At 66.5% G+C, this 23994-nt stretch carries 26 protein-coding genes and 1 tRNA gene; 16 read left to right on the top strand and 11 right to left on the bottom strand.

What is annotated here, in order from left to right:
- The first annotated feature begins 5 nt into the window (after window positions 1–5).
- Genes AQZ52_RS14450 through AQZ52_RS14430 form a run of 5 tightly spaced genes read left to right on the top strand, consistent with a single transcriptional unit; the run spans window position 6 to window position 3556 of the window.
- Window positions 6–1376 carry an RluA family pseudouridine synthase gene (locus AQZ52_RS14450; protein WP_067914005.1) on the top strand — a complete coding sequence of 457 codons (1371 nt, stop codon included), beginning with the start codon at window positions 6–8 and terminating at the stop codon, window positions 1374–1376.
- Window positions 1376–1978: an FMN-binding negative transcriptional regulator gene (locus tag AQZ52_RS14445; protein WP_067912455.1), complete on the top strand. Its 603-nt coding sequence runs from the start codon at window positions 1376–1378 to the stop codon at window positions 1976–1978. Before AQZ52_RS14450 ends, AQZ52_RS14445 begins: the two co-directional genes overlap by 1 nt.
- Window positions 1975–2637: an HAD-IA family hydrolase gene (locus AQZ52_RS14440; protein WP_067912452.1), complete on the top strand. Its 663-nt coding sequence runs from the start codon at window positions 1975–1977 to the stop codon at window positions 2635–2637. Before AQZ52_RS14445 ends, AQZ52_RS14440 begins: the two co-directional genes overlap by 4 nt.
- Window positions 2634–2864 carry a hypothetical protein gene (locus AQZ52_RS14435; protein ID WP_067912449.1) on the top strand — a complete coding sequence of 77 codons (231 nt, stop codon included), beginning with the start codon at window positions 2634–2636 and terminating at the stop codon, window positions 2862–2864. The genes AQZ52_RS14440 and AQZ52_RS14435 overlap by 4 nt, the downstream gene beginning before the upstream one ends.
- On the top strand, window positions 2861–3556 hold the full coding sequence (locus tag AQZ52_RS14430; RefSeq protein WP_067912446.1) for an ATP12 family chaperone protein: 696 nt from the start codon (window positions 2861–2863) through the stop codon (window positions 3554–3556). The genes AQZ52_RS14435 and AQZ52_RS14430 overlap by 4 nt, the downstream gene beginning before the upstream one ends.
- Here AQZ52_RS14430 and AQZ52_RS14425 read toward each other — a convergent pair.
- Genes AQZ52_RS14425 through AQZ52_RS14410 form a run of 4 tightly spaced genes read right to left on the bottom strand, consistent with a single transcriptional unit; the run spans window position 3553 to window position 7131 of the window.
- Entirely contained in the window at window positions 3553–4155 is a 603-nt protein-coding gene (locus tag AQZ52_RS14425; RefSeq protein ID WP_156424966.1) for an ABC-type transport auxiliary lipoprotein family protein, read from the bottom strand. The genes AQZ52_RS14430 and AQZ52_RS14425 overlap by 4 nt on opposite strands.
- On the bottom strand, window positions 4152–5090 hold the full coding sequence (locus AQZ52_RS14420; RefSeq protein ID WP_067912443.1) for an MlaD family protein: 939 nt from the start codon (window positions 5088–5090) through the stop codon (window positions 4152–4154). The genes AQZ52_RS14425 and AQZ52_RS14420 overlap by 4 nt, the downstream gene beginning before the upstream one ends.
- A gap of 9 nt (window positions 5091–5099) precedes the next feature.
- Window positions 5100–6008: an ABC transporter ATP-binding protein gene (locus AQZ52_RS14415; RefSeq protein ID WP_082698065.1), complete on the bottom strand. Its 909-nt coding sequence runs from the start codon at window positions 6006–6008 to the stop codon at window positions 5100–5102.
- A 7-nt stretch (window positions 6009–6015) separates the two neighbouring features.
- Window positions 6016–7131 (bottom strand): MlaE family ABC transporter permease, encoded by a 1116-nt coding sequence (locus tag AQZ52_RS14410; protein WP_067912440.1) that lies wholly within the window; start codon window positions 7129–7131, stop codon window positions 6016–6018.
- A gap of 113 nt (window positions 7132–7244) precedes the next feature.
- Here AQZ52_RS14410 and AQZ52_RS14405 point away from each other — a divergent pair, with 113 nt between their 5' ends.
- Together AQZ52_RS14405 and AQZ52_RS14400 are read left to right on the top strand one after the other, a co-directional pair.
- Window positions 7245–10046 carry a valine--tRNA ligase gene (locus AQZ52_RS14405; RefSeq protein WP_420806451.1) on the top strand — a complete coding sequence of 934 codons (2802 nt, stop codon included), beginning with the start codon at window positions 7245–7247 and terminating at the stop codon, window positions 10044–10046.
- Window positions 10043–10789, top strand: coding sequence for a 7-carboxy-7-deazaguanine synthase QueE (locus AQZ52_RS14400; RefSeq protein ID WP_067912437.1), 747 nt, complete (start codon window positions 10043–10045; stop codon window positions 10787–10789). The genes AQZ52_RS14405 and AQZ52_RS14400 overlap by 4 nt, the downstream gene beginning before the upstream one ends.
- Here AQZ52_RS14400 and ssb read toward each other — a convergent pair whose 3' ends face one another.
- The 5 genes from ssb to AQZ52_RS14375 form a co-directional block, all read right to left on the bottom strand.
- Complete coding sequence (gene ssb / locus AQZ52_RS14395; protein ID WP_067912433.1) at window positions 10790–11335, bottom strand: single-stranded DNA-binding protein; 546 nt, start codon at window positions 11333–11335, stop codon at window positions 10790–10792.
- A gap of 85 nt (window positions 11336–11420) precedes the next feature.
- Window positions 11421–13277, bottom strand: a complete 1857-nt coding sequence (gene feoB, locus AQZ52_RS14390; protein ID WP_067912431.1) for a ferrous iron transporter B — start codon at window positions 13275–13277, stop codon at window positions 11421–11423.
- Window positions 13274–13540: a FeoA family protein gene (locus tag AQZ52_RS14385; protein ID WP_067912428.1), complete on the bottom strand. Its 267-nt coding sequence runs from the start codon at window positions 13538–13540 to the stop codon at window positions 13274–13276. The genes feoB and AQZ52_RS14385 overlap by 4 nt, the downstream gene beginning before the upstream one ends.
- An 86-nt stretch (window positions 13541–13626) precedes the next feature.
- Window positions 13627–14319 (bottom strand): COQ9 family protein, encoded by a 693-nt coding sequence (locus tag AQZ52_RS14380; protein WP_082698063.1) that lies wholly within the window; start codon window positions 14317–14319, stop codon window positions 13627–13629.
- 11 nt (window positions 14320–14330) lie between these two features.
- Window positions 14331–14963 carry an ankyrin repeat domain-containing protein gene (locus tag AQZ52_RS14375; protein WP_240481676.1) on the bottom strand — a complete coding sequence of 211 codons (633 nt, stop codon included), beginning with the start codon at window positions 14961–14963 and terminating at the stop codon, window positions 14331–14333.
- 87 nt (window positions 14964–15050) lie between these two features.
- Between AQZ52_RS14375 and AQZ52_RS14370 the strand changes: the two genes are divergently transcribed.
- From AQZ52_RS14370 to AQZ52_RS14345, 6 genes are all read left to right on the top strand, one after another.
- Entirely contained in the window at window positions 15051–15674 is a 624-nt protein-coding gene (locus tag AQZ52_RS14370; RefSeq protein ID WP_156424964.1) for an SCO family protein, read from the top strand.
- 7 nt (window positions 15675–15681) lie between these two features.
- Entirely contained in the window at window positions 15682–16149 is a 468-nt protein-coding gene (locus AQZ52_RS14365) for a YcgN family cysteine cluster protein (protein ID WP_067912425.1), read from the top strand.
- The gene (locus tag AQZ52_RS14360) at window positions 16146–16904 is read left to right on the top strand and encodes a M48 family metallopeptidase (protein WP_240481674.1); all 759 of its coding nucleotides are present in this window, start codon (window positions 16146–16148) and stop codon (window positions 16902–16904) included. Before AQZ52_RS14365 ends, AQZ52_RS14360 begins: the two co-directional genes overlap by 4 nt.
- A gap of 134 nt (window positions 16905–17038) precedes the next feature.
- Window positions 17039–17512 (top strand): hypothetical protein, encoded by a 474-nt coding sequence (locus tag AQZ52_RS14355; protein ID WP_067912423.1) that lies wholly within the window; start codon window positions 17039–17041, stop codon window positions 17510–17512.
- Complete coding sequence (gene ribD, locus AQZ52_RS14350; RefSeq protein WP_067913981.1) at window positions 17509–18495, top strand: bifunctional diaminohydroxyphosphoribosylaminopyrimidine deaminase/5-amino-6-(5-phosphoribosylamino)uracil reductase RibD; 987 nt, start codon at window positions 17509–17511, stop codon at window positions 18493–18495. Before AQZ52_RS14355 ends, ribD begins: the two co-directional genes overlap by 4 nt.
- Before the next feature lie 11 nt (window positions 18496–18506).
- The gene (locus tag AQZ52_RS14345; RefSeq protein WP_067912421.1) at window positions 18507–19130 is read left to right on the top strand and encodes a riboflavin synthase; all 624 of its coding nucleotides are present in this window, start codon (window positions 18507–18509) and stop codon (window positions 19128–19130) included.
- 12 nt (window positions 19131–19142) lie between these two features.
- Here AQZ52_RS14345 and AQZ52_RS14340 read toward each other — a convergent pair whose 3' ends face one another.
- Together AQZ52_RS14340 and AQZ52_RS14335 are read right to left on the bottom strand one after the other, a co-directional pair.
- Window positions 19143–20315, bottom strand: coding sequence for an amino acid aminotransferase (locus tag AQZ52_RS14340; protein WP_067912418.1), 1173 nt, complete (start codon window positions 20313–20315; stop codon window positions 19143–19145).
- A gap of 52 nt (window positions 20316–20367) precedes the next feature.
- Window positions 20368–21153 (bottom strand): DUF1134 domain-containing protein, encoded by a 786-nt coding sequence (locus tag AQZ52_RS14335; RefSeq protein WP_067912415.1) that lies wholly within the window; start codon window positions 21151–21153, stop codon window positions 20368–20370.
- A 228-nt stretch (window positions 21154–21381) separates the two neighbouring features.
- Here AQZ52_RS14335 and AQZ52_RS14330 point away from each other — a divergent pair.
- The 3 genes from AQZ52_RS14330 (at window position 21382) to AQZ52_RS14320 (ending at window position 23988) form a co-directional block, all read left to right on the top strand.
- Window positions 21382–21474, top strand: a tRNA-Ser gene (locus AQZ52_RS14330).
- 149 nt (window positions 21475–21623) lie between these two features.
- A complete protein-coding gene (locus AQZ52_RS14325; RefSeq protein ID WP_067912413.1) occupies window positions 21624–22826 on the top strand; it encodes a tyrosine-type recombinase/integrase in 1203 nt (400 codons plus the stop codon).
- Window positions 22827–23070: 244 nt separating this feature from the next.
- On the top strand, window positions 23071–23988 hold the full coding sequence (locus tag AQZ52_RS14320; RefSeq protein WP_067912410.1) for a LysR substrate-binding domain-containing protein: 918 nt from the start codon (window positions 23071–23073) through the stop codon (window positions 23986–23988).
- The last annotated feature ends 6 nt before the right edge of the window (window positions 23989–23994 follow it).

Here is a 23994-nt window from a genome sequence, read left to right as displayed (position 1 = left end):
CCGACATGAACGGCAGCAGCAACGCGGATGATGTCCGCCAGTTCACCGTCGGCAAGGACGATGACGGCGTACGGCTCGACCGCTGGTTCAAGCGCAACCTGCCGGCGGTCGGTTTCGCCACCGTCTCCCGCTGGGCGCGCACCGGCCAGCTGCGCGTGGATGGCAAGCGCGCCGATGTCGATACGCGGCTCGAAAAGGGCCAGATCCTGCGCGTGCCGCCGGGAGGCAGTGCACCTGCCGGGATCAAGGGCACGCGGGTCAGGAAACCGCTGAACGAGGACCAGATCGCTCTTGCCGAAAGCATGGTGCTCACGCAGGACCGCGCCGCCATCGTTCTCAACAAGCCGCCGGGCCTCGCGACGCAAGGCGGCAGCGGCACGCACGAGCATGTCGACGGCCTGCTTGACGCCTATGCAGAGGAAAAGAGCCCGCGCCCGCGGCTTGTCCACCGGCTCGACAAGGACACCTCGGGCGTCCTGCTCATCGCCCGCACACCCGGCAGTGCGGCGTTCTTCTCGAAGCGCTTTTCGGGGCGCAGCGCGCGGAAGATCTACTGGGCGCTGATCACCGGCGTGCCCGATATCAAGGACGGCCTGATCGAACTCCCCCTCGCCAAGCAGCCAGGCACCGGCGGCGAGAAGATGATGGTCGACGAGAGCGAGCACGGCCAGTCTGCCCGCACCCGCTACCGCGTGATCGGCCGCGCGGGCAATGCCGCGTGCTGGGTCGAACTCCAGCCACTGACGGGGCGCACCCACCAGCTGCGCGTCCACATGGCCGCGATTGGTCATCCCATCGTCGGCGACGGCAAGTACGGCGGGCAAGCTGCGTTCCTGACCGGTTCGATCAGCCGCAAGATGCACCTTCACGCGCGCCGCCTGCGGATCGAGCATCCCGAGGGCGACCTCCTCGACGTGACCGCGCCTCTGCCCGATCACTTCGCGGCAACCATGGCACAGCTGGGCTTCGAGGAAGCCGACGGCGACCTTCCGCTGGAACCGGTCAAGCTGATCCCGGACAAGGTGATCGAGAAGCGCGCCGCCAAGGCCCACGCCAAGGAATACCGCAAGGAACGCCGCGGTGAGCGCCACAAGCGCATCGATGCCCCGCCCAGCGGCCGCGCCGCACCGAAGCCGCGCGCGGGTGTGAAGAAGGGCCCGGGCAGCAAGGCACCGACCGGCACCGCGCTCGCCCGCGCCTCGGCCGGGCGCGCCTCGGCTGAACGCAATGCGGCCGAGCGCAGCGCCAATGGCGGCAAGCCCGTGCGCCGTGCACCGGCGCCGGGCAAGAGTGGCGGCGGCAAGCCCCCCGCCGGCAAAAGTGGCACTGGCAGGGGTGGGACAAGCGGGGCGCCGCGCCGGAGCCCGAAGGCCTGATGCATCCCAATCCCGCCTTCCGCAGCGATGACCGCGTGCTCCATGCGGCGCTGATCGAGGAAACCGGCTTCGGCATGGTGTTTCTGACCACGCCGGACGGCCCGCGCGTGGCCCATGTGCCGCTACTGCTGACGGACGCGGGCACGCTGCGCTTTCATCTTGCGCTGGGCAATGCGCTGACCCGCCACCTCGATGGCGCACGGGCGCTCGCCGTGGTGAACGGACCGGACGGCTATATCTCGGCACGCTGGTACGGCGAGCCCGATCAGGTGCCGACGTGGAACTACCTCGCTCTCGAAATGGAAGGCCCCGTGCGGCGGATGGACCGGGACGGCCTCCACGCGCTACTCGATGCGGTTTCCACCCACCATGAGGCGCGCGTGACCGAAGGCATGCCGTGGACCATGGACAAGATGGCTCGGAACAAGCGCGAGCGCATGATGGACATGATCGTCGGCTTCGAGCTGACGGTCGAGGCATGGCGTCCCACGGTAAAGCTCTCGCAGAACAAACCTACCGAGGAGCGGGCGCGGGTGGTCGAGGGGCTGAAGGGCGAAGGCAAGCTCGCCCTCGCCGCACTGATGGAGCAGTTCGGCCAATGACCCTGCGGCTTGCCATCTTCGATTGCGACGGCACGCTGGTCGACAGCCAGGCCGATATCTGTGCGGCGATGGACGCAGCGTTCGAAGCTGCGGGGTTCACGCCGCCCGACCGAAATGCCACCCGCCGGGTCGTCGGCCTCTCCCTGCCCGAGGCCATGCGCCGCCTGCGCCCCGACGCCACGGCAGACGACCATGCGATGCTCGCCCAGCTCTACCGCGATGCCTTCCGCGAGCGCCGCATGGCAGGGCAGGTGGCCGAACCGCTTTATGACGGCATTGCCGGCCTGATCGAAGAGCTGGCGGGCGCAGGCTGGCTGCTCGGCGTGGCCACCGGCAAGAGCGACCGCGGCCTCGCGCATTGCCTTGATTCGCACGGCCTTGCCGGGCACTTCATCACCTTGCAGACGGCGGACCGCCATCCGTCGAAGCCCCATCCCAGCATGATCGAGGCCTGCCTTGCCGAAAGCGGCGCGGCCGCCAGCGAGACCGCGATGATCGGCGATACCGCGTTCGACATGGCCATGGCCGTCAACGCAGGAGTCCGCGCGATCGGTGTGGACTGGGGCTATCACCACCCGCGCGAACTGGTCGAGGCCGGAGCCGAGGCAGTGGCCGGTTCGATCGCCGAACTGCGCCTGCTGTTGAAGGGCATGGAATGAACGAGACCACGGGGAAGGATCCCGCCGCCGTGCGCTTTGCAGTGCTGCAAATGGTGCGGCTTGCGGGCGCCATGCTCGCCTTTGCGGGCGTGCTGATCATTTCCGGAAAGATCGGCTGGATGCCAAAACTGCCCGAAGCTCTTGGCTATGTGCTGGTCGGCGCCGGTCTTGTCGATTTCTTCGCGGCGCCCGTGTTCCTCGCGCGGCGCTGGAAAAGCCGTCCGTGAAGCGGTTCTACAAGGCCGTCACCGTCGCCGCCGGTGGCACCGGCTTCCGGGTCATGCTGGATGGCCGCCCCTTGCGCACCGTCGGCGGGCGCGCACAGATCGTCCCCACCGCTCCGCTGGCAGAGGCGCTCGCCGCCGAATGGTCCGGCCAGGGCGAGGAGATCGATCCCGCCCGTTTCGTTTTCCGCGATCTCGCCGACTACGCGCTCGACGTGATCGTCCCCGGCAAGGCGGCGGTCGTCGACGAGCTTATCCCTTACGCCGAGACCGACACACTGTGCTACCGCGCAGAACCGGACGAAGCGCTCGGCATCCGCCAGCGCGCGGTGTGGGATCCGCTGCTGACCGCCGCCGAAGCGCGCTGGCAGGTGCAATTCGTGCGCGTCGCCGGGATCATGCACCGCCCGCAGCCCGATCAAACGCTGGCCCGCCTGCGCGAGGATCTGGAGAGCCGCGACGGCTTCACCCTCGCCGCCGTGAAGACCACCACCTCGCTCGCCGCCTCGTTGGTGCTGGGGCTGATGGCTGTCGAACCGGGTGCGGATGTGGACGCGCTGTGGGATGCGGCCAATCTTGAAGAGGACTGGCAGGCCGAGCTCTGGGGCAAGGACGAGGAAGCCCAGGCCCGCCGCGCCCGCCGCCATGCCGCCTTCGCGGCTGCGGCCCGCTTTGCCGCGCTGGCGCGGGGCTAGCCCACCCAGTCCGCGACCTCACCCGCTACCTTGTTGGCGGCCTGGTTGAGCGCGGGTCCGATCGCATCGGGTTCTGGATCGACGCCGGACACCGTGCTTTCGAACCGCCGCGTCTCGATCCGGCCGTCAGGTCGCCACTTCATCGCATCGAAGCGCACCACAGCCGAACGGGTCCGGACATCGAAGCCCATGGCGAGCAACTGGCCACCGATGCGGGTGCCGACGGTGCCGCGTTCCGTCTCGATCACCAGACCCTTGCCCCGTGCGCGCAGCGTATCGGCCAGGAGGTGCTGGAACGCCCGGCTGGGCCGCTCGACCCACTGCGCGCCCTTGATATAGGCCACGTTGGCCGCATCGATCTGCACCGGAACGCGCAGCACCGAGACCGAGGCTGCCGCCGAAGGTTCCAGCACCACCGTCGCCTCGCGCAGCGTGCCGCTGCTGGTCGCGCCTGCGGACGGCGCTGCGTCCGACGTGAGCGTGAGGAAGGTGGCGGGCGGCTTGGTGTTGCCGATCCGCACGCAGCCGGAAAGGGCCGTGAGCAGGACGAGCGACAGGGCGCCAAGGACTATGGGGGTGCGAGTCGTGCGGGCGTTCATGGCTTGTAGTCCGGCAGTTTGGGGCTTCCCACGACGCTGGTGATCCCGCGCTCGCCGATCTGGTCGGTCATCGCCCGGATCGAGCGCGAGGTCGCCTCGATATCGCGCAGCGCGGCCTCGAAGGCGGGCAGTGTGCGGTCGTTGAACTGCTTGGCGGCAGGCTTGGCCTCGTTCATCGTCGCCTGCAGCGAATCCGCCGCCGCCTGTGCGGATTTGAGCGTGACGCGCAGCTGCTTGGCAAGGCCATTGGCCGGATCGTTGATCGAGGCATCGGTCGAGCTGGCGAGCCGGTCCACCGTGGCCAGCGTGGTTGTCGCCTGCTGCAATGTCAGCTGCAGCTCCTCCAGCGACTTCTTCACCTCGGGCGAAGCGCTCGCCAGATTGCCGGTCAGCTGGTCGGTATGCGCAAGGATATTGGCAAAAGCCTTCTGGTTGCGATCCGAAAGGACCATCGTCAGCCGTTCGGTCAATGTCGCAATTCGTTCGAGCAGCAGCGGCGTGGTCGAAAGGATCTCGCCCAGCCCGCTGCGCTTGGTCGGGATCACCGGTGCGCCCCCCGGCCCCGGCTCTGCAATCGGCGGTGCCCCCTTGATCGCACCGGACAGCTGGATTGTCGAAACCCCGGTGAAGCTGCCCTGCAGGCTGGCGGTCGTCCCCTGCAGGATCGGCACCTTGCGATCGACCTTGATACGCACGCGGACGAAGCTGGGGTCCTTTTCCCACAGCGTGATTTCCTTCACCTGCCCCACCGGGACACCGGAATAGGACACCTCCGACCCCTTGGCGACGCCATCGACCGATTGCTTGAAGAAGATGTCGTAGTCGTTCTGCTCGTGCTGGCTCAGCCGCGCGATCCAGATCAGCAGCGCCGCGAGCCCCGCCATGAGGAGCAGGGTGACGGTGCCCACCCAGATGTGATTGGCGCGCGTTTCCATCGGCTATCCCTATGCCTGATCACCAGCAGTGCCAAGAGCACCGTTGCGCTTGTTTGCCGCTCCCGCAGCGATACCATGGGCGTCGCTGCGTTCACTGGCAGCCTTGGCGGCACGGCCACGCGGGCCGTTGAAATAGGACTTGATCCACGGATGGTCGGTCGCGATCAGTTCAGGGATCGTGCCCACCGCAATCACCCGCTTGTCGGCGATCACCGCCACCCGATCACAGATTTCGTAGAGCGTATCGAGATCGTGGGTGATCAGGAAAACCGTGAGGCCAAGGGTCTGCTGAAGGCTGCGGATCAGCTGGTCGAACGCGGCCGCACCGATGGGATCGAGTCCTGCCGTGGGCTCGTCGAGGAACAGCAGCTCGGGATCGAGCGCCAGCGCCCGCGCCAGCCCAGCGCGCTTCTTCATGCCACCCGAAAGCTCGCTCGGATATTTGCTCGTCGCCTCCGCCGGGAGGCCCGAGAGCAGCACCTTGTAGCGCGCGATCTCGTGTCGCAGTTCGTCGGTGATCTCGGGATAGAACTCGCGCAAGGGTACCTCGACGTTCTCCGCCACTGTCAGCGTGGAGAACAGTGCGCCGCCCTGAAAGAGGATGCCCCAGCGGCAGCGGATATCGATGTCGTCATCGTCGCGCGCATCGGTGATCGGGCTGCCGAGCACCTCGATCGTGCCTTCCTCGGGGATCTGCAACCCGATGATCGAGCGCATCAGCACCGATTTGCCGGTGCCCGACCCGCCGACAACGCCCAGAATCTCGCCCCGCCGCACATCGAGATCGAGGTTTTCATGGATCACATGATCCCCGAACGCGTTCTTCAGCCCCCGCACGCGGATGGGATGGAGATCAGCCTCGCTCCCCGGCTCGGGCGGTGCGGCGCAGGCGGTCAGGAGCCCGTCACTTTCGGTCATTGGCGGCTCATCCCCAGCCCACTTCCGAAAAGAACACCGCGAAGAAGGCATCCAGCACGATCACCATGAAGATCGCCATGACCACCGCCGCCGTCGTGCGCGTGCCGACCTCTTCGGCGTCGCTCTTCACCTGCAGACCCTGATAGCAGCCCGATGTGGCCACAATCAGGCCGAACACAGGCCCCTTGATCAGGCCCACCCACACGTCGTGCAGCGGCACCACTTCCTGAATGCGCGCGAGGAAGGTGAAGAAGGGAATGCCCAGCGTGAGCGACGACAGGGCCGCACCGCCGATGATGCCGATGGCCGCCGAATAGATGCCCAGCAGCGGCATCATCAGCATCGTCGCGACCAGACGCGGGATGACCAGCGCCTCGATCGGGGAAACGCCGATGGTGCGCATGGCATCGATTTCCTCGGTCAGCCGCATCGTGCCGAGCTGCGCCGCGAAGGCCGAGCCGGAGCGACCCGCAACCATGATCGCGGTCATCAGGATGCCCAGTTCGCGCAAGGACAGTCGCCCGACGAGGTTCACCGTGTAGATCTCGGCGCCGAACTGCTGCAATTGCACCGCGCCTTGTTGCGCGATCACGATGCCGACAAGGAAGCTCATGAGCCCGATGATGGCGAGCGCATTGACGCCCATCAGCTCCATCTGGTGAACCAGCGCCCGCAACCGGAAGCGGCCGGGATGGCGCAGCAGCACCCCGCTTGCCAGCACGATCTGGCCGAGGAAGCCCAGCACGAGGAGCATCCCCTGCCCCAGCCCGGTCATCACCACGCCCACATGTTCGGGCACGCGCAGCAGCACGGGCAGGCGCGGCGCCTCGACCGGAGCGGTGTTGTCATCGACCGCGCTGATGGCCGAAATCAGCCGGTCCGCCTCAGGCGAAGCGCCGATGATCGCTGCGCCGAAACGCTGCGAAAGGCTCCACGCCGTCCACGCGCCCACGGTATCGATGCGGGTGGCGCGGCTGAGGTCGATCGCGGCGAACGGCCCTTCAAGGGCGCGCAGCCGCGTATCGACCGCGCCCAGCGCGGCAACGGTCAACGGGCCGGTCAGCACCAGCGCGGCGCTGCCTTCGGCGCCGGTTTCGGTCATAAAATCCGCTGTGGCCCGCATGTCAGGGGCTTACATGCGGGAAATCGGTAATGGCCGCAAGCGCGCCGCGAGCAGACCGCAGTCCTTTCGCGGGCTTGCAGGCCGCCCTGCGGGATGGCAAGGCCCGCAGCATCATGACCGAAGCGACGATGGAAGAGCAGGAGGGGGCCGCCGGCACCCTTGCCAAGACGTTCGAGCCTGCCGGGCTCGAGGCCAAGTGGTATGCCCACTGGGAAGGCCGCGGGCTGTTCCGCCCCGAGCGCCCCGATGCCGCGCCCTTCACCATCGTGAACCCGCCGCCGAACGTGACGGGCAGCCTCCACATCGGCCATGCGCTCGACAACACGCTGCAGGATGTCGTCATCCGCTACGAACGCCTGCGAGGCAAGGATGCGCTGTGGGTGGTCGGCACCGATCACGCCGGCATCGCCACGCAGATGGTGGTGGAACGCCGGATGGAAGCGAAGGCGGACAAGCGCACCAATTACACGCGCGAGGCCTTCATCGAGAAGGTGTGGGAGTGGAAGGCCGAAAGCGGCGGCACGATCACCGGCCAGCTGCGCCGCCTCGGCTGCTCGATGGACTGGAGCCGCGAGCAGTTCACGATGGACCCGCACTTCACCAAGGCGGTGGTGAAGGTCTTCGTCGATCTCTACAATCAGGGCCTGATCTACCGCGACAAGCGGCTGGTGAACTGGGACCCCAAGCTCAAGACCGCGATCTCTGACCTCGAGGTCGAGGCGCGCGAGGTGAAGGGCCATATGTGGCACTTCAAGTATCCCCTCGCGGGCGGCAAGACCTATACTTATGTCGAGCGCGATGCCGAGGGGAACGTCGTGCTCGAGGAAGTGCGCGACTATATCGCTATCGCCACGACCCGGCCCGAGACGATGCTGGGCGACGGTGCGGTGGCGGTGCATCCCGATGATGCGCGTTATGCCCCCATCGTGGGCAAGCTCTGCGAGATTCCGGTGGGCCCCAAGGAGCACCGCCGCCTGATCCCGATCATCACCGACGAATACCCGGACCCGAATTTCGGTTCGGGCGCGGTGAAGATCACCGGCGCGCATGACGAAAACGACTTCGGCGTCGCGCAGCGCAACGGCATCCCGATGTACCGCCTGATGGACGAGACGGCGGCGATGCGGAGCGATGGCGCGCCTTATGCCGAAGCGGCGGAGCGGGCGAAGGCAATTGCGGCGGGCGGCGGCGCAACCATGGCGGAAATCGACGCGCTCAATCTAGTGCCCGAGGCCTATCGCGGGCTCGACCGCTACGAGGCGCGCAAACGCGTGGTCGCGGATATCGACGCCGACGGCCTGATGATCAAGGTCGAGGACAAGGTGATCATGCAGCCGTTCGGCGACCGGGGCGGGGTGGTGATCGAACCGATGCTGACCGACCAGTGGTATGTGAATGCGGGCGAACTCGCCAAGGCGCCGATGGAAGCCGTGCGCTCGGGCGCGATCGAGATCGTGCCGAAGACCTGGGAGAAGACGTTCTTCAACTGGATGGAGAACATCCAGCCGTGGTGCGTCTCCCGCCAGCTGTGGTGGGGGCACCGGATACCGGCGTGGTATGGCTCGGACGGCCAGTGCTACGTGGCCGAGACCGAGGAGGAAGCACAGGCCAAGGCCGGCGCTGGCGTCGCGCTCTCCCGCGACGAAGACGTCCTCGACACCTGGTTCTCCTCAGCGCTCTGGCCTTTCACCACGCTGGGATGGCCGGAGGCGGATGCGCCGCTGGTCAAGAAGCACTACCCCAACGACCTGCTCATTTCAGGCTTCGACATCCTGTTCTTCTGGGATGCGCGCATGGCGATGCAGGGGATTCATTTCATGAAGGAAGTGCCGTGGAAGCGGCTCTACCTCCATGGGCTGGTGCGCGCTGCCGATGGGCAGAAGATGTCGAAGTCCAAGGGCAACGTGGTCGATCCGCTGGGCCTGATCGACAAGTACGGCGCGGATGCGCTGCGCTTCTTCATGTGCGCCATGGAAAGCCAGGGCCGCGACGTGAAGATGGATGAGCGCCGGGTCGAGGGCTATCGCAACTTCGCGACGAAGCTGTGGAACGCCGCGCGCTTCTGCATGGCCAACGGCATCAGCGGCAGCACTTCGGTGGCTGCGCCAGCTGCGACGAGCGCGGTCAACCGCTGGATCATCGGCGAAGTGGTCGAAACCGTCGCCGCGCTGGATCAGGCGATGGCCGACCTGCGCTTCGATGCCGCCGCGAATGTGGTCTACCATTTCGTGTGGGACCAGTTCTGCGATTGGTACATCGAGCTCATCAAGGGCAGCTTCGACGATGAGACTCGCGCTGTCGCTGGCTGGGTGCTCGATCAGATTCTGGTCATGCTCCACCCCTTCATGCCCTTCGTGACCGAAGAGCTGTGGCACGCGCTTGGGGAGCGGTCTGCCGAGCTGATCGTCGCTCAGTGGCCTGCGCCTGCGGCCAGCGTCGATCCGGCAGCCAAGGCCGAAGTCGAATGGCTGATCGCGCTGGTTTCCAACTTGCGCGGCGCCAAGAACGAACTCGGCATCGCGCCGGGCGCGCGCCTCGAAGCCTATCTGCCCGAACCGAGCGCCGCGACGCGCGCGATCATCGAGAGCAATCCCGCCGCGATCGAGCGCCTCGCCCGCCTCAGCGCGATCCACTTCGCACCTGCCCCGGCAGGCGCCGCGATGCAGATCGGTGCGGGGGATGCGAGCCTCATCGTCCCCCTCGAAGGCGTGATCGACATCGCCGCCGAGAAGGCCCGGCTCGAAAAGGCGCTTGCCGCGTCCGAGAAGGAAGCCAAGGCACTCGAAGGCCGCCTTTCAAACCCGGCGTTTGCCGAAAAGGCCAAGCCCGAAGCGGTCGAGAAGGCCCGCGCCGACCATGCCCATCACCGCGCCGAGGCAACTCGCCTGGCCGCTGCTCTTGCACGGCTCGGATGAGCCTGACGCTTGCCACGACCACGCCGGGGGAGCCGGAAATCTTCCCCTCGCTGCAGGGGGAAGGCCCTTCGGCGGGGCGGCCTTGCGTGTTCGTGCGGCTCTCGCGCTGCAACCTTGCCTGCCGCTGGTGCGATACGGCCTATACCTGGCGCTTCACCGGCGATATCCGCCCGCACCGCGACGACCTGACCTTCGAGCGCAGCGAAAACCAGATCACGCTCGACGTGCGAGAGGTTGCAATGCGCATTCTGGCCCTGCGCCCCACGCGCCTTGTCATCACCGGCGGCGAGCCGCTGCTGCAGGCCCCGGCGCTTGGCCGCCTGATCCCGATGCTGAAGGAAGCTGTGCCCGGGCTGGAGGTCGAGATTGAAACCAACGGCAGCGTGCCGCCGCCGCACTCGATCACCCAGCTGGTCGATCAGTTCAACGTCAGCCCCAAGCTCTCGCATTCCGGCAATGACGAGAGCCTCGCCCTCGTCCCCGCGCTTCTGCGCGAATGGGCGGCGAGCACCAAGGCCTGGTTCAAGTTCGTCGTCGCGGACGAGGATGACGTGAACGAGGTCGCCGAATTGCAGGCGATCTATCACATCCCGGCCGAGCGGCTGTTCGTGATGCCGGAGGGCACCTCCAGCAAAATCCTGCGCGAACGGTCGAAGTGGCTGGCAGGCGCCGCGCTCACGCACGGCTGGCGCTTCACCGACCGGCTGCACATCCACCTTTACGGCGATACGCGCGGGACCTGATCAGAACGGAATATCGTCGTCGAGATCGTCGCCGAAGCCACCGCCCGACGAACCGCCGCCGCCCTGGTTCCAGCCGCCGCCCGAAGACGCGCCGCCCGAGCGGCCACCGCCGCTGCTCGCGCCGCCCTCGTTCCAGCCACCACCCGAGCGCTGGCCACCGCCGCCACCGCCCATGCCGCCGCCACCCGCACCGCCCTGCGGACCGTCAAGCATGGTCAGCGAACCGCCGACGCCGACCGAAATCTCGGTCGTGTAGCGGTCGTTGCCGCTCTGGTCCTGCCACTTGCGCGTGCGCAGCTGGCCTTCGATATAGACCTTGCTGCCCTTCTTCAGATAGCGCTCGGCCACGCCGACCAGCCCGTCGGACTGGAGCACGACGGAGTGCCACTCGGTGCGCTCCTTGCGCTCGCCGGTGGCCTTGTCCTTCCACTGCTCGCTGGTGGCGATGCGCAGGTTGGCGATGCGCCCGCCGTTCTGGAAGCTCTTCACCTCGGGATCCTGCCCGAGATTGCCGATCAGAATGACCTTGTTGACGCTGCCTGCCATTGATTCGCGATCCTGTACCGTGTGAGGCCAAGGCCTAGCCCGTGGCGCTAAAGAGGGCGAGTCCGGCTGCGCCCATTTCCCACACCTAACCCAGACCGAAGGCCACCGCAGTCCAGTAGGTGAGCCCCGCTGCCACATAGGCAAGGCCGAACAGGTAGACGAGCATGAACGCTGGCCATTTCCAGCCGTTGGTCTCGCGCCGGGTCACCGCGATAGTCGACATGCACTGCGGCGCGAAGACAAACCACGCAAGGAAGGCGAGCGCGGTGGCAAGGCTCCAGTGTGTCTTCAACTGCGCGCCGAGCGTCTTGCCTTGCGCCTCGTCGTCGCTAGCGCCCACGGCATAGGTCGTGGCGAGCGCGCTCACCGCCACCTCGCGCGCGGCCATCGCCGGGATCAGCGCCAGCGCGATATCGCGGTTGAAGCCGATGGGTTCGATCACTACCGCAAGGCCATTGGCGATGTGGCCGGCAATCGAGCTGTCGACCTGATCCTGTGGGTTCTCTGCCCGCGGGAGATTGAGCAGCAGCCACAGCACCACCGTGACGCTGAGGATCATCGTGCCCGCGCGGCGGAGGAACACATAGGCGCGCTGCCACAGGCCAAGCGCGAGGTCCTTCACCGTCGGCAGCTGGTACTTGGGCATCTCCATGATGAAGCCGGAGGCCGCACCCTTGGTGACGGTCCGTCGCAGCAGCAGCGCCGCGCCCATCGCGCCCAGCACACCGAAGACATAGAGCCCGAACAGCACGAGGCCCTGCTGGCCGATGCCGGGCAGAACCTGCCTGCTCGGTACGAAGGCGCCGATGATCACGGTATAGACGGGCAGGCGCGCCGAGCAGGTCATCAGCGGCGCGATCAGGATCGTCGTCAGGCGGTCCTTGGGATCGGTGATGCTCCGCGTCGCCATGATTCCGGGCACCGCGCAGGCAAAACTGGATAGGAGCGGGATAAAGCTGCGGCCGGAGAGGCCGACACCGGCCATCGCGCGGTCCATCAGGAAAGCGGCGCGAGCCATGTAGCCGGTCGCTTCCATCGTGAGGATGAAGAAGAAGAGGATGAGGATCAGCGGCAGGAAGACAACCACCGAACCGACGCCCGCGATCACCCCGTCGGTGAGGAAATCGCGCAGCAACGAGGCGGGCAGTTCGCTGCGGACCAGATCGCCGATGCCCGAAAAGGCGTTGTCGAGCCCATCCTGCAGCGGCTTCGCCCAGCTGAACACGGCCTGGAACACCACGAAGAGCAGCGCAAGCAGCACCGGCGGCCCCAGCCACGGATGCAGCAGCACCCGGTCAAGCTGCGTATGGATGCGATGCTGCGCGGTTTCAGAGAGAATCGCACCGCGCGCAATCTGGCGCGCCAGCATACGCCGCTCCGGCGCGGTGACATGCGGGCGATGCGCGGGTTCTGCGTCCAGCGACCGGTCACGCAGCGCCGCGACCGCCGCTGTCAGGTCGGCAAGCCCGCGCCGGCGCACAGCCACGGTGGGGAACACCGGCACGCCGAGCGCCGAGGAGAGGGCCCCGGCATCGATCACCAGCCCATCACGTTCGGCAAGATCGACCATGTTGAGCGCGACAATCACCGGACGCCCCAGTTCGATAATCTCCTGCGCGAAGACCAGATGCTGCTCGAGGTTCGAGGCATCGAGCACGATCACCAGCACATCGGGCTGTGCCTGCCCCGCCATGCGGCCAAAGATCACGTCGCGCGTGACTTCCTCGTCCGGGCTGGAGGGATTGAGGCTGTAGGACCCGGGCAGATCCACAAGTTCGACCGGCTCGCCGCTGGGCAGCAGCATACGCCCCGATTTGCGCTCGACGGTCACGCCCGGATAGTTGGCAATCTTCTGCCGCGCTCCGGTCAGCGCATTGAACAGCGCGCTCTTGCCCGCGTTGGGATTGCCGACAAGCGCGGCGATCATGGTCTGCCGGGTCATGCTGCCGAGGCCGTCCCGCCGCTCGGCATGGTTTCGACCTGCATGGCCCGGGCGTGGACGCGCCGCAGCGCCACGGTCATCCGCGCGATCTCGATGGCGATGGGATCCCGCGCGAGGAATACGCCGCGATAGGCAAGGCGCACCTCGGCTCCCTCCTCGACCCCCAACGCACGGAGTCGCTGCGCTTCCTCGGGCACCAGCGCGCCCCAGTCTGCTGCAATGATGCGCGCGGTCGCGCCGAGAGGGAGTTCATCGAGAGTCACCCCCGGAGCGCTGCCACAGCGACCGAGACATTGCAAGTCATTCGCAATAAGTGAGGCCGATCCCCCGCCCGCGTGAGCGGAGCAAATCAACGGGCGGGATAGCGCAGCCGTCCGAGCAGCCTCGTCACACTGAAGGTCTCGTCGCTAGGTCTGGTGAAGCGCGCCTTGGCCTTCTCGAAGCGCATGATCCCGTCGATCCGGCGGGCGAGGAATGCGCGGGTCTCCTCGCGGTCCTCGCTCTTGTCCTCGGCCATCACAGCAAGGGTCGCGGCATAGATCGAGCCGAGGATCGCGCGCTTGGTATAGTGGTTGTAGTCGGTCGCGGTATCGCCCGCGAGGCGCCACATGGCATCCGCGCTGCGCCACGCCAGCTTCGTTGCCACAGGCACGTTCCAGGGCTTGGCCATCTCGATCAATGCAGCCCGCAGCGCTTCCTCGCGCCCGGCGATCTGGTCGAGCCGGAAGGTGACGAGCGCGGAAATCCGCTCGCGCACTTTCATCGCGCCGAGGTGCTCCGCCGGCAGCGCTTCCGCCATCGCGCGGTCGATGCTGCCCGCCCAGGCGGTGATCATCGCCATGGCGGCAGACTGTCCGCCCTCGCCCTGAAACGCGAAGCGCGCCGCTGCGGGATCGATCCCGACAATCTCGGCCGCTTCGTTCAGTGCAGCTTCGGTCCAGCCGTCGAACGCGGCGGCTTCGGCGATGTGCGGGGCCAGCACGAGGCGCATGTCCTCGAGCGAGAGGTCGGCAGTACCAGTGGCGAATGCAGCGTCGATCATGGCAGGTCCGATCAGAACGAGGGGCCGTAGGTCTTCTTCTGACCTTGTGCGCCGCCCTTGGCAGAGCTGGCGATCTCGTTCGCGACCGCGCTGTCCTTGCCATCAAGCATGGCATAGTCGCGTGCGGAGCGACCCGAATTGTCCGGGCGGTCGGGATTGGCACCTGCCTTCAGCAGCACGCGCACCATCGCCAGATCGCGCCGGTGGACCGCCGTGATCAGCGGCGTCTCGCCGGTGTTGTTGGGTTCGTCCACCTTGGCGCCCGAGGTGATCAGGAAATCGACGCCCTCGATGAAACCGAGGTTGGAGGCCAGAACCAGCGGCGTGGTGCCCTTGGCATCGCGTGCGTTGACGTTGGCCCCATGCGCCACGAGAAACTGCATCCAGGTGAGGTCGCGCCGCCCTGTCACGATATGGAGTCCGCTTTCGCCAGTGCTGACATCGCGGGTATTGACGATCTGCGAGCCCGGTTCGTTGAGCGCGTCAGTCACCTTCTGGCCGTCCTTCTTGCGCACGGCTTCGAGGAACTTGTAGCTTTCCGAAAACTGCGCGTGCGCGGGAAGCGCCGCGCCGAGCGCGCCAAGCAGCGCGGCAGCGGCGGCCACTGCGCGAAACCCGCGCCTCATCCCCGACCAGTCGCTCATCACGTTTGCCCTGTCCTTGTTCATCATGAGCCCGATCTGCCCCCTGTGTGACAGAGTCGCCCCTTGCAAGCGGCTGGTTAGCAGAGCATGAACCGCCGCGCCATGGACCCCAAAAGACCTATCCGGCGCCACCTGCGCGCCGCGCTTGCCGCCTCGGCCCTGCTTGTCCTTTCCGCGTGCGGCGGCGCGCCCGGTGGGGAGCCCCCGCTGAAGGGCGCGGCCATCGGCGGCGATTTCACGCTCGTCGACAAGACCGGCAAGACCGTGCGCGCGGCCGATTTCAAGGGCCGCTACAGCGCGCTCTACTTCGGCTACACGTTCTGTCCGGACGTGTGCCCGCTGGATGTGCAGGTGCTGATGCAAGGCTACCACAAGTTTGCGAAGGCAAACCCTGATCTTGCCGCCAAGGTGGCACCGGTGTTCATCACCATCGACCCCGCGCGCGACAAGCCCGAGATCGTCGGCCAGTTCGCCGCGCATTTCGGCAAGGAACTGACCGGGCTCACCGGCACCGACGCGCAGATCGCGCAAGTCGCCAAGTCCTATGCGGTCTATTACAAGAAGGGCGAAGGGACCGGCCCAAACGCCTACCTGATGGACCACAGCCGCGCTGCCTACCTGATGGGGCCCGATGGCCAGCCGATCGCGCTGCTGCCGGTCGACAAGGACGCGAATGCGGTGGCCGACGAACTCGCCAAATGGGTGCGGTAAAGCCCTGATGCCCGGCTCGCTGCCTTCCTCCGGTCGTTTCTGGGACAAGCCGATCGAGGCGTTGACCCGCGATGAGTGGGAGGCGCTTTGCGACGGCTGCGGCAAGTGCTGCCTGCACAAGCTGGAAGACGAGGACACCGGCGACGTCCACCACACCAATGTCGCCTGCCGCCTGCTCGATCTCTCGACCGGGCGTTGCTCCGACTATCGCCACCGCAAGGCGATGGTGCCGGATTGCCTGCGCCTGACCCCCCGTCTGGTCCGCGACGTGCCGTGGCTGCCGGCAACCTGCGCCTATCGCCTGCGCGCGGACGGCCAGCCGCTGCCGGCCTGGCACTACCTCGAATGCGGAGACCGCGAGGAGGTCCGCCGCGCCGGCCACTCGGTCATCGGCAAGGCGATCAGCGAGGTGCTGGCCGGCCCGCTCGAAGAGCATATCGTGCCTGAGGACTTCGCATCCGGGGTTCGGCGGTGATCTCCCTCCCGCGCCTGCTGGCCCGCAGCCGCCAGCCCGATGCGCAGACGGCAGAGCCTGCCACCCGCATGCTCAAGGTGGGAGACCGCGAGCTTCCCGTTGTCGTTCGGCGCCTGCGCACCGCGCGCCGGATCACTCTGCGCCTCGCGCATGATGGCAGCGAGGCGCGCATCTCGATGCCAGAATGGGGCCGCACCGCCGATGCGCTGCACTTTGCCGAACAGCGCCGCGACTGGCTGGCCGCGCAGCTTGCCCGTATTCCGCCCCCGGCAAAGATCGCGCCCGGCAGCACGCTGCCTTATCGCGGCGAGTTCCTCCGGCTGGAATGGTGCGAAACGGCCAAGCGCCGCCCTGCCCTCGATGATGGCGCACTGGTGTTCGGCGGCCCGCGCGAAAGCCTCGAGGCGCGGTTGCAGCGCTGGCTGGAAGGCGAAGCGCTGCGGCTCGCGGGCGATGATCTGGCGCGCTATTGCGCTCGCGCCGGCCAGCCGTTGCCGAAGCTCGCGCTTTCCCGCGCCCGGCGGCGCTGGGGCAGTTGCAGCAGCCGCGGCGTGATCCGCATCAACTGGCGGCTGATCATGGCCCCGGATTTCGTGCGCCGCTCGGTCGTCGCGCATGAAGTGGCACACATGACCCACTTCGATCACAGCCCTGCCTTCCACGCACACCTCGCCGCGCTGTATGAAGACCCGATCGAGGAGGCCAACCGCTGGCTCAAGGCAGAGGGACGCGGTCTCTACCACCCCTTCGGCTGACTTCGCACGCGTCCGCCACGCCCTCGCCTCGCCCTGGCGCGCCCGGCGACGCGATCACGCGGATGGTGGCCAAAAGTACCATGCTCCCGCGCCGCCACTGGCGCACGGCGTCGTCACACTCTATCTAGCGCGCCATGAAAGAGTTTTTCAGCAACGTCTCTCCGGTGCGCGCCGTCAAGGATCTCTGGCAGATCATGGGTGCGCCGAGCGAGTATCGCCTGCGCTCGCTGGCGCTGGCGCTGCTGGTCACGGGCGGCATCTTTTCGGTAATGTGGCAGCAGGGCGGCCGTGGTCTGCCCCGCCCGCCCGAAGTGATCTATTTCGAAAGCTGGCGCGCCGATCGGACAGATGCCGAGATCATCGCCGGCAATATCGAGGCGACGAGGAAGGCCCGCGCCGAAGCGGCGGAAGAGCAGGCCCGCGCCGAGGACGTGCGCAAGATGTACAAGGCTGTCGGTGCCGCCACCGGGCTGGATACCGAAGCGATGGACCGGCAGGCCAAGGCCGAGCGCGCGGCGCAGGCCCGTGCGGAGGATGCTCGTACCAAGGCCCTGCTCGATCGCCTGGTGGTGAAGCCCGCCGCTGCCCCCAGCCCCAAGGCACCCTGAACCCGGTGGCCTTCAGCGACAACGACTGGCTGGATGCCGCGGCAGCGCTTGCGGCGCGCGGGCGTCCGCTGAGCCGCCCCAACCCCGCTGTCGGCGCGCTGATCGTGAAGGATGGCCGCGTCATCGGTCGAGGCTGGACCTGCGAAGGTGGACGCCCTCACGCCGAAGCGAGAGCAGTGGCCCAAACGCTGGCATTGCCGGGAAATGCCGCACGCGGTGCCACTGTCTATGTCACACTGGAACCCTGCGCGCATGAGAGCGGGCGCGGCCCCGCATGCGCCGACGTCTTGCGGCACATGGGCGTCGCGCGCGTCGTGATTGGCTGTGAAGATCCCGATCCGCGCACCTCCGGTGCCGGCATCGCCAAGCTGCGAGAGGCGGGAATTGCAGCGGAACTGCTCTCTTCGCCTGCTGCCACGCGCTCGCTCGAAGGCTATCTCGCCCGCGCCCGCCTTGGCCGCCCGCACACCACGCTCAAGCTCGCGACCTCGCTCGATGGCTGCATCGCGATGGCGGACGGCACCAGCCAGTGGATCACCGGCCCCGAAGCGCGCGCCCACGGCCACGGCATGCGCGCTCGCTGCGATGCGATCCTCGTCGGCGGCGAAACGTTGCGCACAGATGCCCCCCGGCTCGACGTGCGCCTCCCCGGCCTTGCGGTCCGCAGCCCCGCGCGTTGGGTGCTCACGCGTGGCCCGGTGCCAGAGGGCTGGCAGGCGATTGCCGATCCCGCCGAGGCTTCGTTCGGCGATGCGCAGTATCTCCTCATCGAAGGCGGCGCAGGCGCTGCTGCCGCCTTTCTTGCGGCCGATCGCGTGGACCGCCTGCTGCTCTACCGCGCGCCCATCCTGATCGGTGCGGGCCGGCGCGGGCTCGGTGATATAGGCCTCGGCTTGCTGGGCGATGCGCATGGCCGCTGGTGCCTCACCGATCAGCGACGGCTTGGCAGCGATACGCTGGACGTCTACGACCGCATCCGCTGAAGGAGAGACCCATGTTTACCGGCATTATCACCGAAGTCGGCCGCATCCGTGCCATCGCCACCAAGGGTGATACCCGCGTGACGATCGCCTGCGCGATGGACCCGGCAAAGATCGCGATCGGCGCCTCGATCGCCTGCTCGGGTGTGTGCCTCACCGTCGTCGATCGCGGCGGCGCGCCGGGTGACAGCTGGTTTGCCGTCGATGTCTCGGGCGAAACGATCCGCCGCACCGCCCCGGCGCAGTGGCACGAACACGCCGCGCTCAATCTCGAACCGGCACTGAAGCTGGGTGATGAACTGGGTGGCCACATCGTCACCGGTCATGTCGATGCCGTCGGCCACGTCGTCTCGGTGGACCGCATCGGCGGCTCGTGGCACGTCGTCGTCTCCGCGCCGCAGGAGCTGGCCCCCTATATCGCCGCCAAGGGTTCGATCACCGTCGACGGTGTCTCGCTGACGGTGAACGATCTGGCCGATCAGGCAGACGGCAGCTGCCACTTCATGCTCAACATCATCCCGCACACCGCCGAAGTCACCACGCTGGGGACACTGGCACCGGGCCGCGAAGTGAACCTCGAGATCGACGTGCTCGCCCGCTATCTCAAGCGGATGCAGAGCCTGGCGGCAGCAAGCTGACCGCCCCTCGGTTCAGGCTGCTACATCCCTCAGCGCACTGATGAAGCTCTCGAGATTGCCGGTTGTCAGGCCCGCGATATTCACGCGGCCCGAACCGGCCATGTAAACCCCGTGGCGCTCGCGCAGCGCCATGATCTGCTCGCCCGAAAGCGGCAGCATCGAGAACAGGCCCTTCTGAAGACCCAGCGGCGCCATGTTGATCGGCCCGATCTGCTGCGCGGCGGCGAGACGCTCGCGCACTTCAGCCATGCGCGCGCGCATGGCGGTCAACTCGTCGATCCACTGCGCCGTCAGCGCGGCATCGCCGAGGATGAGCCGGACGGCGGCCGCGCCGTGGTCTGGCGGCATCGACCAGCTCGCGCGGGCGATCGTCGCGCCGTTGGCCATGGCATGCGCCAGCGCCTGGGCATCGCCCGTCACGGCATAGAACGCGCCGACACGGTCGCGGTAAAGCCCGAAGTTCTTGTCGCAACTATAGGCAACCAGCGCTTCCGGTACGGCGGCCAGCACCTTGCGCAAGCCGTAGGCGTCTTCTTCCATGCCATCGCCCAGCCCCTGATAGGCCAGATCGATAAGCGGGAGCACGCCCGCAGCGGCGACCATCGGCGCAATCTCGTCCCACTGTGCAGGGGTGTAGTCGACGCCGGTCGGATTGTGGCAGCAGCCGTGGAGCAGGACGACATCGCCCGGCGCGGCCTCTGCCAGCACGCCGCGCAGCGCTTCCAGATCGGCCGTGCCTTCGTCGGTCATGTGCTTGAAGGTCTTGAGCTCAAGCCCCGCCGCCGCGACAATCTGCGCGTGGTTGGGCCAGGAAGGCGTGCCCATCAGGATGCGCTTGGCGCCCGCACGCGCGGCCACTTCCACTGCGAGCCGCACCGCGCCGGTGCCGCCGGGGGCCTGCATGCCCTCCACCCGCGAACGATCAAACTCGGTGCCGAACACATAAGGGATCAGCGCATGGACAAAACCCATGTCGCCTTCTGGCCCGAGATAGGCTTTGGAATCCTGCGTTTCGAGCAGAACGCGCTCTGCGGCCTTGATCGCGCCGAACACGGGCGTGTCACCCTCGCCGGTGCGATAGACTCCGACCCCGAGGTCGATCTTGGTCGGCCGCGGATCGGCATTGTGGAGCTTGATCAGCGCAAGCAGCGCATCGGCGGGCTGGGCGTTCAGAGTCTCGAGCATGGGCGCGCCTTTGCCCTCAAACCGCCTTGCGCACAAGGGGGCGCGACCTTGCTCAGAACGGGACCCAGTTCTGCGTCCGCCGGAACTTCATGTAACCGCCGTTGACGCCGAGCCGCAGCCCCGCGCCGAAGCGCACCGGGATCAGCACCACGTCCCCGCGGCGCAGATAGCTCACGTTGAAGCCGCCAACGAAGTAGGCCTGCCCCTCTCCGGCGCCATAGCGCCGGAACAGGTCTTCGCTGTCATGCAGGTTGTAGACGAGCACGAAAGTATTGGCAGCGTTGGCACCGACATCGAAGCCGATGGAAGGCCCGGTCCAGTAGACCGGACGTTCACCCTCGATCTTGTGGTGCAGCGTGCCCGAACCATACCGCACGCCGACCACGACGGCACCGCCAGCCTCGCGCCCGGTAATATAGGCATTCGGCTGGCCCTGCTTCTTCAGGATGTCCTGAATCATCAGTGCCAGCCCCTTGGCACCTTTGCCGAACACGCCTTCCGCCGCACCGATCAGGTCGTCCTCGCGGTAGGTGTTGCCATCCGCTGCGGCGCGCGGCGGTGCAGCGGGGACCGACGTCATGCCCGGAACCGGCGGCTCGCTCGCTGAAATGGGCCCTGCTGCGGGCGAGGCAAACCCGGGATCACCCACGCGCGGCGCCGCAGGCAGCGAGGTGGCCGGAGCCGGTTCCCGCGCGGGCGGCGGCGTGGCTGGCGCGGCCTGGAGGTCGCCATCGATCGCTGTGTTGGGATCGATCTGCTGCACTTGCGCCTCGGCGGCTGCGCCAAACGGCAAGGCCCACGCGGCAAGCCCGAACGCGATGCTCTGGAACAGCTTCATTGCACGATTCCCATCTTGCGACCCATTATTGATTGTCTGGCCGGAACTTCTGTCACGCTATCAGACGCTCATCTCTTCATCGGGCACAATGAACCGGCGATGAGCCGAGTCGATTTCGCGCCGAGGCGAATCCGGCGTAGGCCTGACAAATCACCGCACAAAGCTCCAAACGAAGCCCTTGCCGCCCCCCAAGTCCCTCGCTATAGCGCGCCTTCGCCGCTGCGATCCGGAGACGTGGGTGAGTGGCTGAAACCAACGGTTTGCTAAACCGTCGTACTGGTAAATCCGGTACCGAGGGTTCGAATCCCTCCGTCTCCGCCAGGCTTGCTTCCACACAGCACCGCAAATATCCATAAACCCGCAGAAATGCTGGATTTTCTCCATATTGCGCGTCCGCAGTGTTCTATATATGTTCCATCCAATCCCACACCGAGTGTGGGGCTGAGTGTGGGGCTGGAAAGGCAAGCCCAATGGGAAAACTGAGTGCAATCGCGGTCAAAAACCTGAAGGAACCCGGCACCTATTCCGATGGCGAAGGTCTCATCCTCAGACTGGCGGCCCAGGGGCGCGGCAGCTGGCTACTCAGGGTGCAGACCAAAGGAAAGCGGCGGGACATCGGCCTGGGCACGCTCGCCGATGTGAGCCTAGCCCAAGCGCGCGAATCGGCGCGGGATATCCGGAAGCAGATGAGGGCCGGCGTTGATGTCGTTGCCGAACGCAGAAAGGTCGAGGTTGAGATCCCGACATTCCGGGAAGCGGCCAAGATGGTTCATGGCGAGCACAAGGCGGCCTGGAAAAACGGCAAGCACCAGAACCAGTGGATCAACACGCTCGAGACCTATGCTTTCCCGTCGATCGGCGATCGTCTGGTCTCCGAGGTTGAAGGCCCGGCGATCAGGGACGTGCTGGCTCCCATCTGGCTCACCAAACCTGAAACCGCAAGGCGAGTTCGCCAACGGATCGCCGCGGTACTCGACTGGGCCTGCGCCAAGGGCCTGCGCGACACCGAAGCGCCGCTGCGCTCCGTCGCAAGGGGGTTGCCGCGTCAGCCCCGCAAGCAATCGCATCATGATGCGATGCCGTATGGCGATGTTCCAGCATTCATTACCTCTCTTCGCGAGCGGCAGTCGATGGGCCGGCTTGCGCTGGAGCTTCTCATTCTCACCGCCGCCCGCTCCGGTGAGATCAGAGGTTGTGAGTGGAAGGAATTCGATCTCAAGAAGAGGCTATGGACTGTACCTGCGGATCGCATGAAGGCCGGCGTGGTTCATATCGTTCCGCTGTCTGACGCCGCACTGAACGTGCTGGCGCGGGCAGAAGCGCTGAGAGCTCCGGCCAGCGATCTCGTCTTTCCCGGCTCAAATCCCAAACGCCCGCTTTCGGATATGACCTTGCTCAAGATCCTGCGGGACAAGGATCTGCAGGTTACGGTTCACGGCTTTCGTTCATCGTTCCGGGATTGGGTGGCCGAGAAGACGAACTTCCCCGGCGAAGTTGCCGAAGCAGCGCTTGCGCATACGGTCGCGAACAAAGTCGAGGCCGCCTATCGGCGAACCGACTATCTCGAGAAGCGCAAAGCGCTCATGGCCGAATGGGCAAGCTTCTGCATGACTAACGCCGGCAAGAGTTCAGCCAGATCGACAAAGCGCTCCAACGAGCGTGCCAACACGTGATCTCCATGTTGGAAGCGTTGAGATGGCCATCACAGATCGCGCCTGAGTGTTATCACAAATGCCGCCCTGGCCACCTGCAGGCGGATCGGCAGGAGTTGCAATCGCCAGACAAAGATGGAGGATGCTCGGTCCGACCGCATGGGCCAGCCATGAACTTGCTTTGATAGTGCATGGCCGCGCCCCTTCGGCTTGCTCGCCCCCTTGCGCTGTTGCCGATGAAAGAAACTCATGCGAGACCCTGCCCATGCACACCCGGCTCCCGCCGCTGAATGCTCTGCGCACTTTCGATGCCGCCGCCCGCGCCGGCAGTTTTCGCGGTGCGGCCGAGGCACTTCATGTCACGCAGTCCGCAGTCTCGCACCAGATCAAGTTTCTTGAGGACAGCCTTGGCGTGCATCTCTTCACGCGCACGGCGCGGGGCATCGAGCTCTCGCAGGCTGGCGAGGCCTTTCACCGCCATGTCCGGACCGCCTTCGACGCGATCGATCAGGGCATGCGCGCGCTCAATCGCCTGACCCGGCCCGACGACCTGACGATCCAGACCTACTCGACCGTCGCGGTGCGCTGGCTCATGCCCCGGATCGCGAGTTTCCAGAAACGCTGCCCCGGTGTCGTGATCCGGCTGACCACCGCGCAGGATGATCCCGATTTGACTGATGACACTTGCGATGTCGCGCTGCTGATCGGGAAACCACCCGCTGTCCGCGTCCGGACGACCTATCTGTTTACCCCGCGGCTGTATCCCGTCTGCACGCCGCGCCTTGCCGAGACCCTGCACGCTCTTGGCGATCTTGCCGGGCAGGCCATCCTGCAGGTCCACCCATCACGCGGCGATTGGCAGGTCTGGCTGGGCGCGGTCGGACTTACTGCGATCGACCCCGATGCTGGGCTTCGCTTTGACAGCTATGATCACGCGCTGCGTATGGCCGCACGTGGACACGGCGTAGCGCTAGGGATGGAGCCCTATGCCGCCGAGGAATTCGCCGCCGGGGTGCTGGTACGCCCCTTCCCCGAGCATGACGTGAAGCCCGACTTCCATTGGTACATCGCCAGCCCCGAAACACGCGCCGAGGCACCGCATGTCCGCGCGTTTCATGCCTGGATGCGCGAGCAGGTGGAAAACGACCCGGCGCTGGCCGGATTGCGCGAGCCTGCGACATGAGCAACG

The organism is Novosphingobium fuchskuhlense, assembly GCF_001519075.1.
Lineage (GTDB): Bacteria > Pseudomonadota > Alphaproteobacteria > Sphingomonadales > Sphingomonadaceae > Novosphingobium > Novosphingobium fuchskuhlense.
Note: the sequence above shows the minus strand (reverse complement) of the source record. Positions and strands in the feature narration are given on the sequence as shown.

Excerpts from the sequence above, each read along its gene's own strand:
- AQZ52_RS14450 (WP_067914005.1), top strand. The coding sequence starts at position 6 with ATGAACGGCAGCAGCAACGCGGATGATGTCCGCCAGTTCACCGTCGGC.
- AQZ52_RS14445 (WP_067912455.1), top strand. The coding sequence starts at position 1,376 with ATGCATCCCAATCCCGCCTTCCGCAGCGATGACCGCGTGCTCCATGCG.
- AQZ52_RS14440 (WP_067912452.1), top strand. The coding sequence starts at position 1,975 with ATGACCCTGCGGCTTGCCATCTTCGATTGCGACGGCACGCTGGTCGAC.
- AQZ52_RS14435 (WP_067912449.1), top strand. The coding sequence starts at position 2,634 with ATGAACGAGACCACGGGGAAGGATCCCGCCGCCGTGCGCTTTGCAGTG.
- AQZ52_RS14425 (WP_156424966.1), bottom strand. The coding sequence starts at position 4,155 with ATGAACGCCCGCACGACTCGCACCCCCATAGTCCTTGGCGCCCTGTCG.
- AQZ52_RS14420 (WP_067912443.1), bottom strand. The coding sequence starts at position 5,090 with ATGGAAACGCGCGCCAATCACATCTGGGTGGGCACCGTCACCCTGCTC.
- AQZ52_RS14415 (WP_082698065.1), bottom strand. The coding sequence starts at position 6,008 with ATGACCGAAAGTGACGGGCTCCTGACCGCCTGCGCCGCACCGCCCGAG.
- AQZ52_RS14410 (WP_067912440.1), bottom strand. The coding sequence starts at position 7,131 with ATGCGGGCCACAGCGGATTTTATGACCGAAACCGGCGCCGAAGGCAGC.
- AQZ52_RS14405 (WP_420806451.1), top strand. The coding sequence starts at position 7,245 with ATGACCGAAGCGACGATGGAAGAGCAGGAGGGGGCCGCCGGCACCCTT.
- AQZ52_RS14400 (WP_067912437.1), top strand. The coding sequence starts at position 10,043 with ATGAGCCTGACGCTTGCCACGACCACGCCGGGGGAGCCGGAAATCTTC.
- ssb (WP_067912433.1), bottom strand. The coding sequence starts at position 11,335 with ATGGCAGGCAGCGTCAACAAGGTCATTCTGATCGGCAATCTCGGGCAG.
- feoB (WP_067912431.1), bottom strand. The coding sequence starts at position 13,277 with ATGACCCGGCAGACCATGATCGCCGCGCTTGTCGGCAATCCCAACGCG.
- AQZ52_RS14380 (WP_082698063.1), bottom strand. The coding sequence starts at position 14,319 with ATGATCGACGCTGCATTCGCCACTGGTACTGCCGACCTCTCGCTCGAG.
- AQZ52_RS14375 (WP_240481676.1), bottom strand. The coding sequence starts at position 14,963 with ATGAGCGACTGGTCGGGGATGAGGCGCGGGTTTCGCGCAGTGGCCGCC.
- AQZ52_RS14370 (WP_156424964.1), top strand. The coding sequence starts at position 15,051 with ATGAACCGCCGCGCCATGGACCCCAAAAGACCTATCCGGCGCCACCTG.
- AQZ52_RS14365 (WP_067912425.1), top strand. The coding sequence starts at position 15,682 with ATGCCCGGCTCGCTGCCTTCCTCCGGTCGTTTCTGGGACAAGCCGATC.
- AQZ52_RS14355 (WP_067912423.1), top strand. The coding sequence starts at position 17,039 with ATGAAAGAGTTTTTCAGCAACGTCTCTCCGGTGCGCGCCGTCAAGGAT.
- AQZ52_RS14345 (WP_067912421.1), top strand. The coding sequence starts at position 18,507 with ATGTTTACCGGCATTATCACCGAAGTCGGCCGCATCCGTGCCATCGCC.
- AQZ52_RS14340 (WP_067912418.1), bottom strand. The coding sequence starts at position 20,315 with ATGCTCGAGACTCTGAACGCCCAGCCCGCCGATGCGCTGCTTGCGCTG.
- AQZ52_RS14335 (WP_067912415.1), bottom strand. The coding sequence starts at position 21,153 with ATGAAGCTGTTCCAGAGCATCGCGTTCGGGCTTGCCGCGTGGGCCTTG.
- AQZ52_RS14325 (WP_067912413.1), top strand. The coding sequence starts at position 21,624 with ATGGGAAAACTGAGTGCAATCGCGGTCAAAAACCTGAAGGAACCCGGC.
- AQZ52_RS14320 (WP_067912410.1), top strand. The coding sequence starts at position 23,071 with ATGCACACCCGGCTCCCGCCGCTGAATGCTCTGCGCACTTTCGATGCC.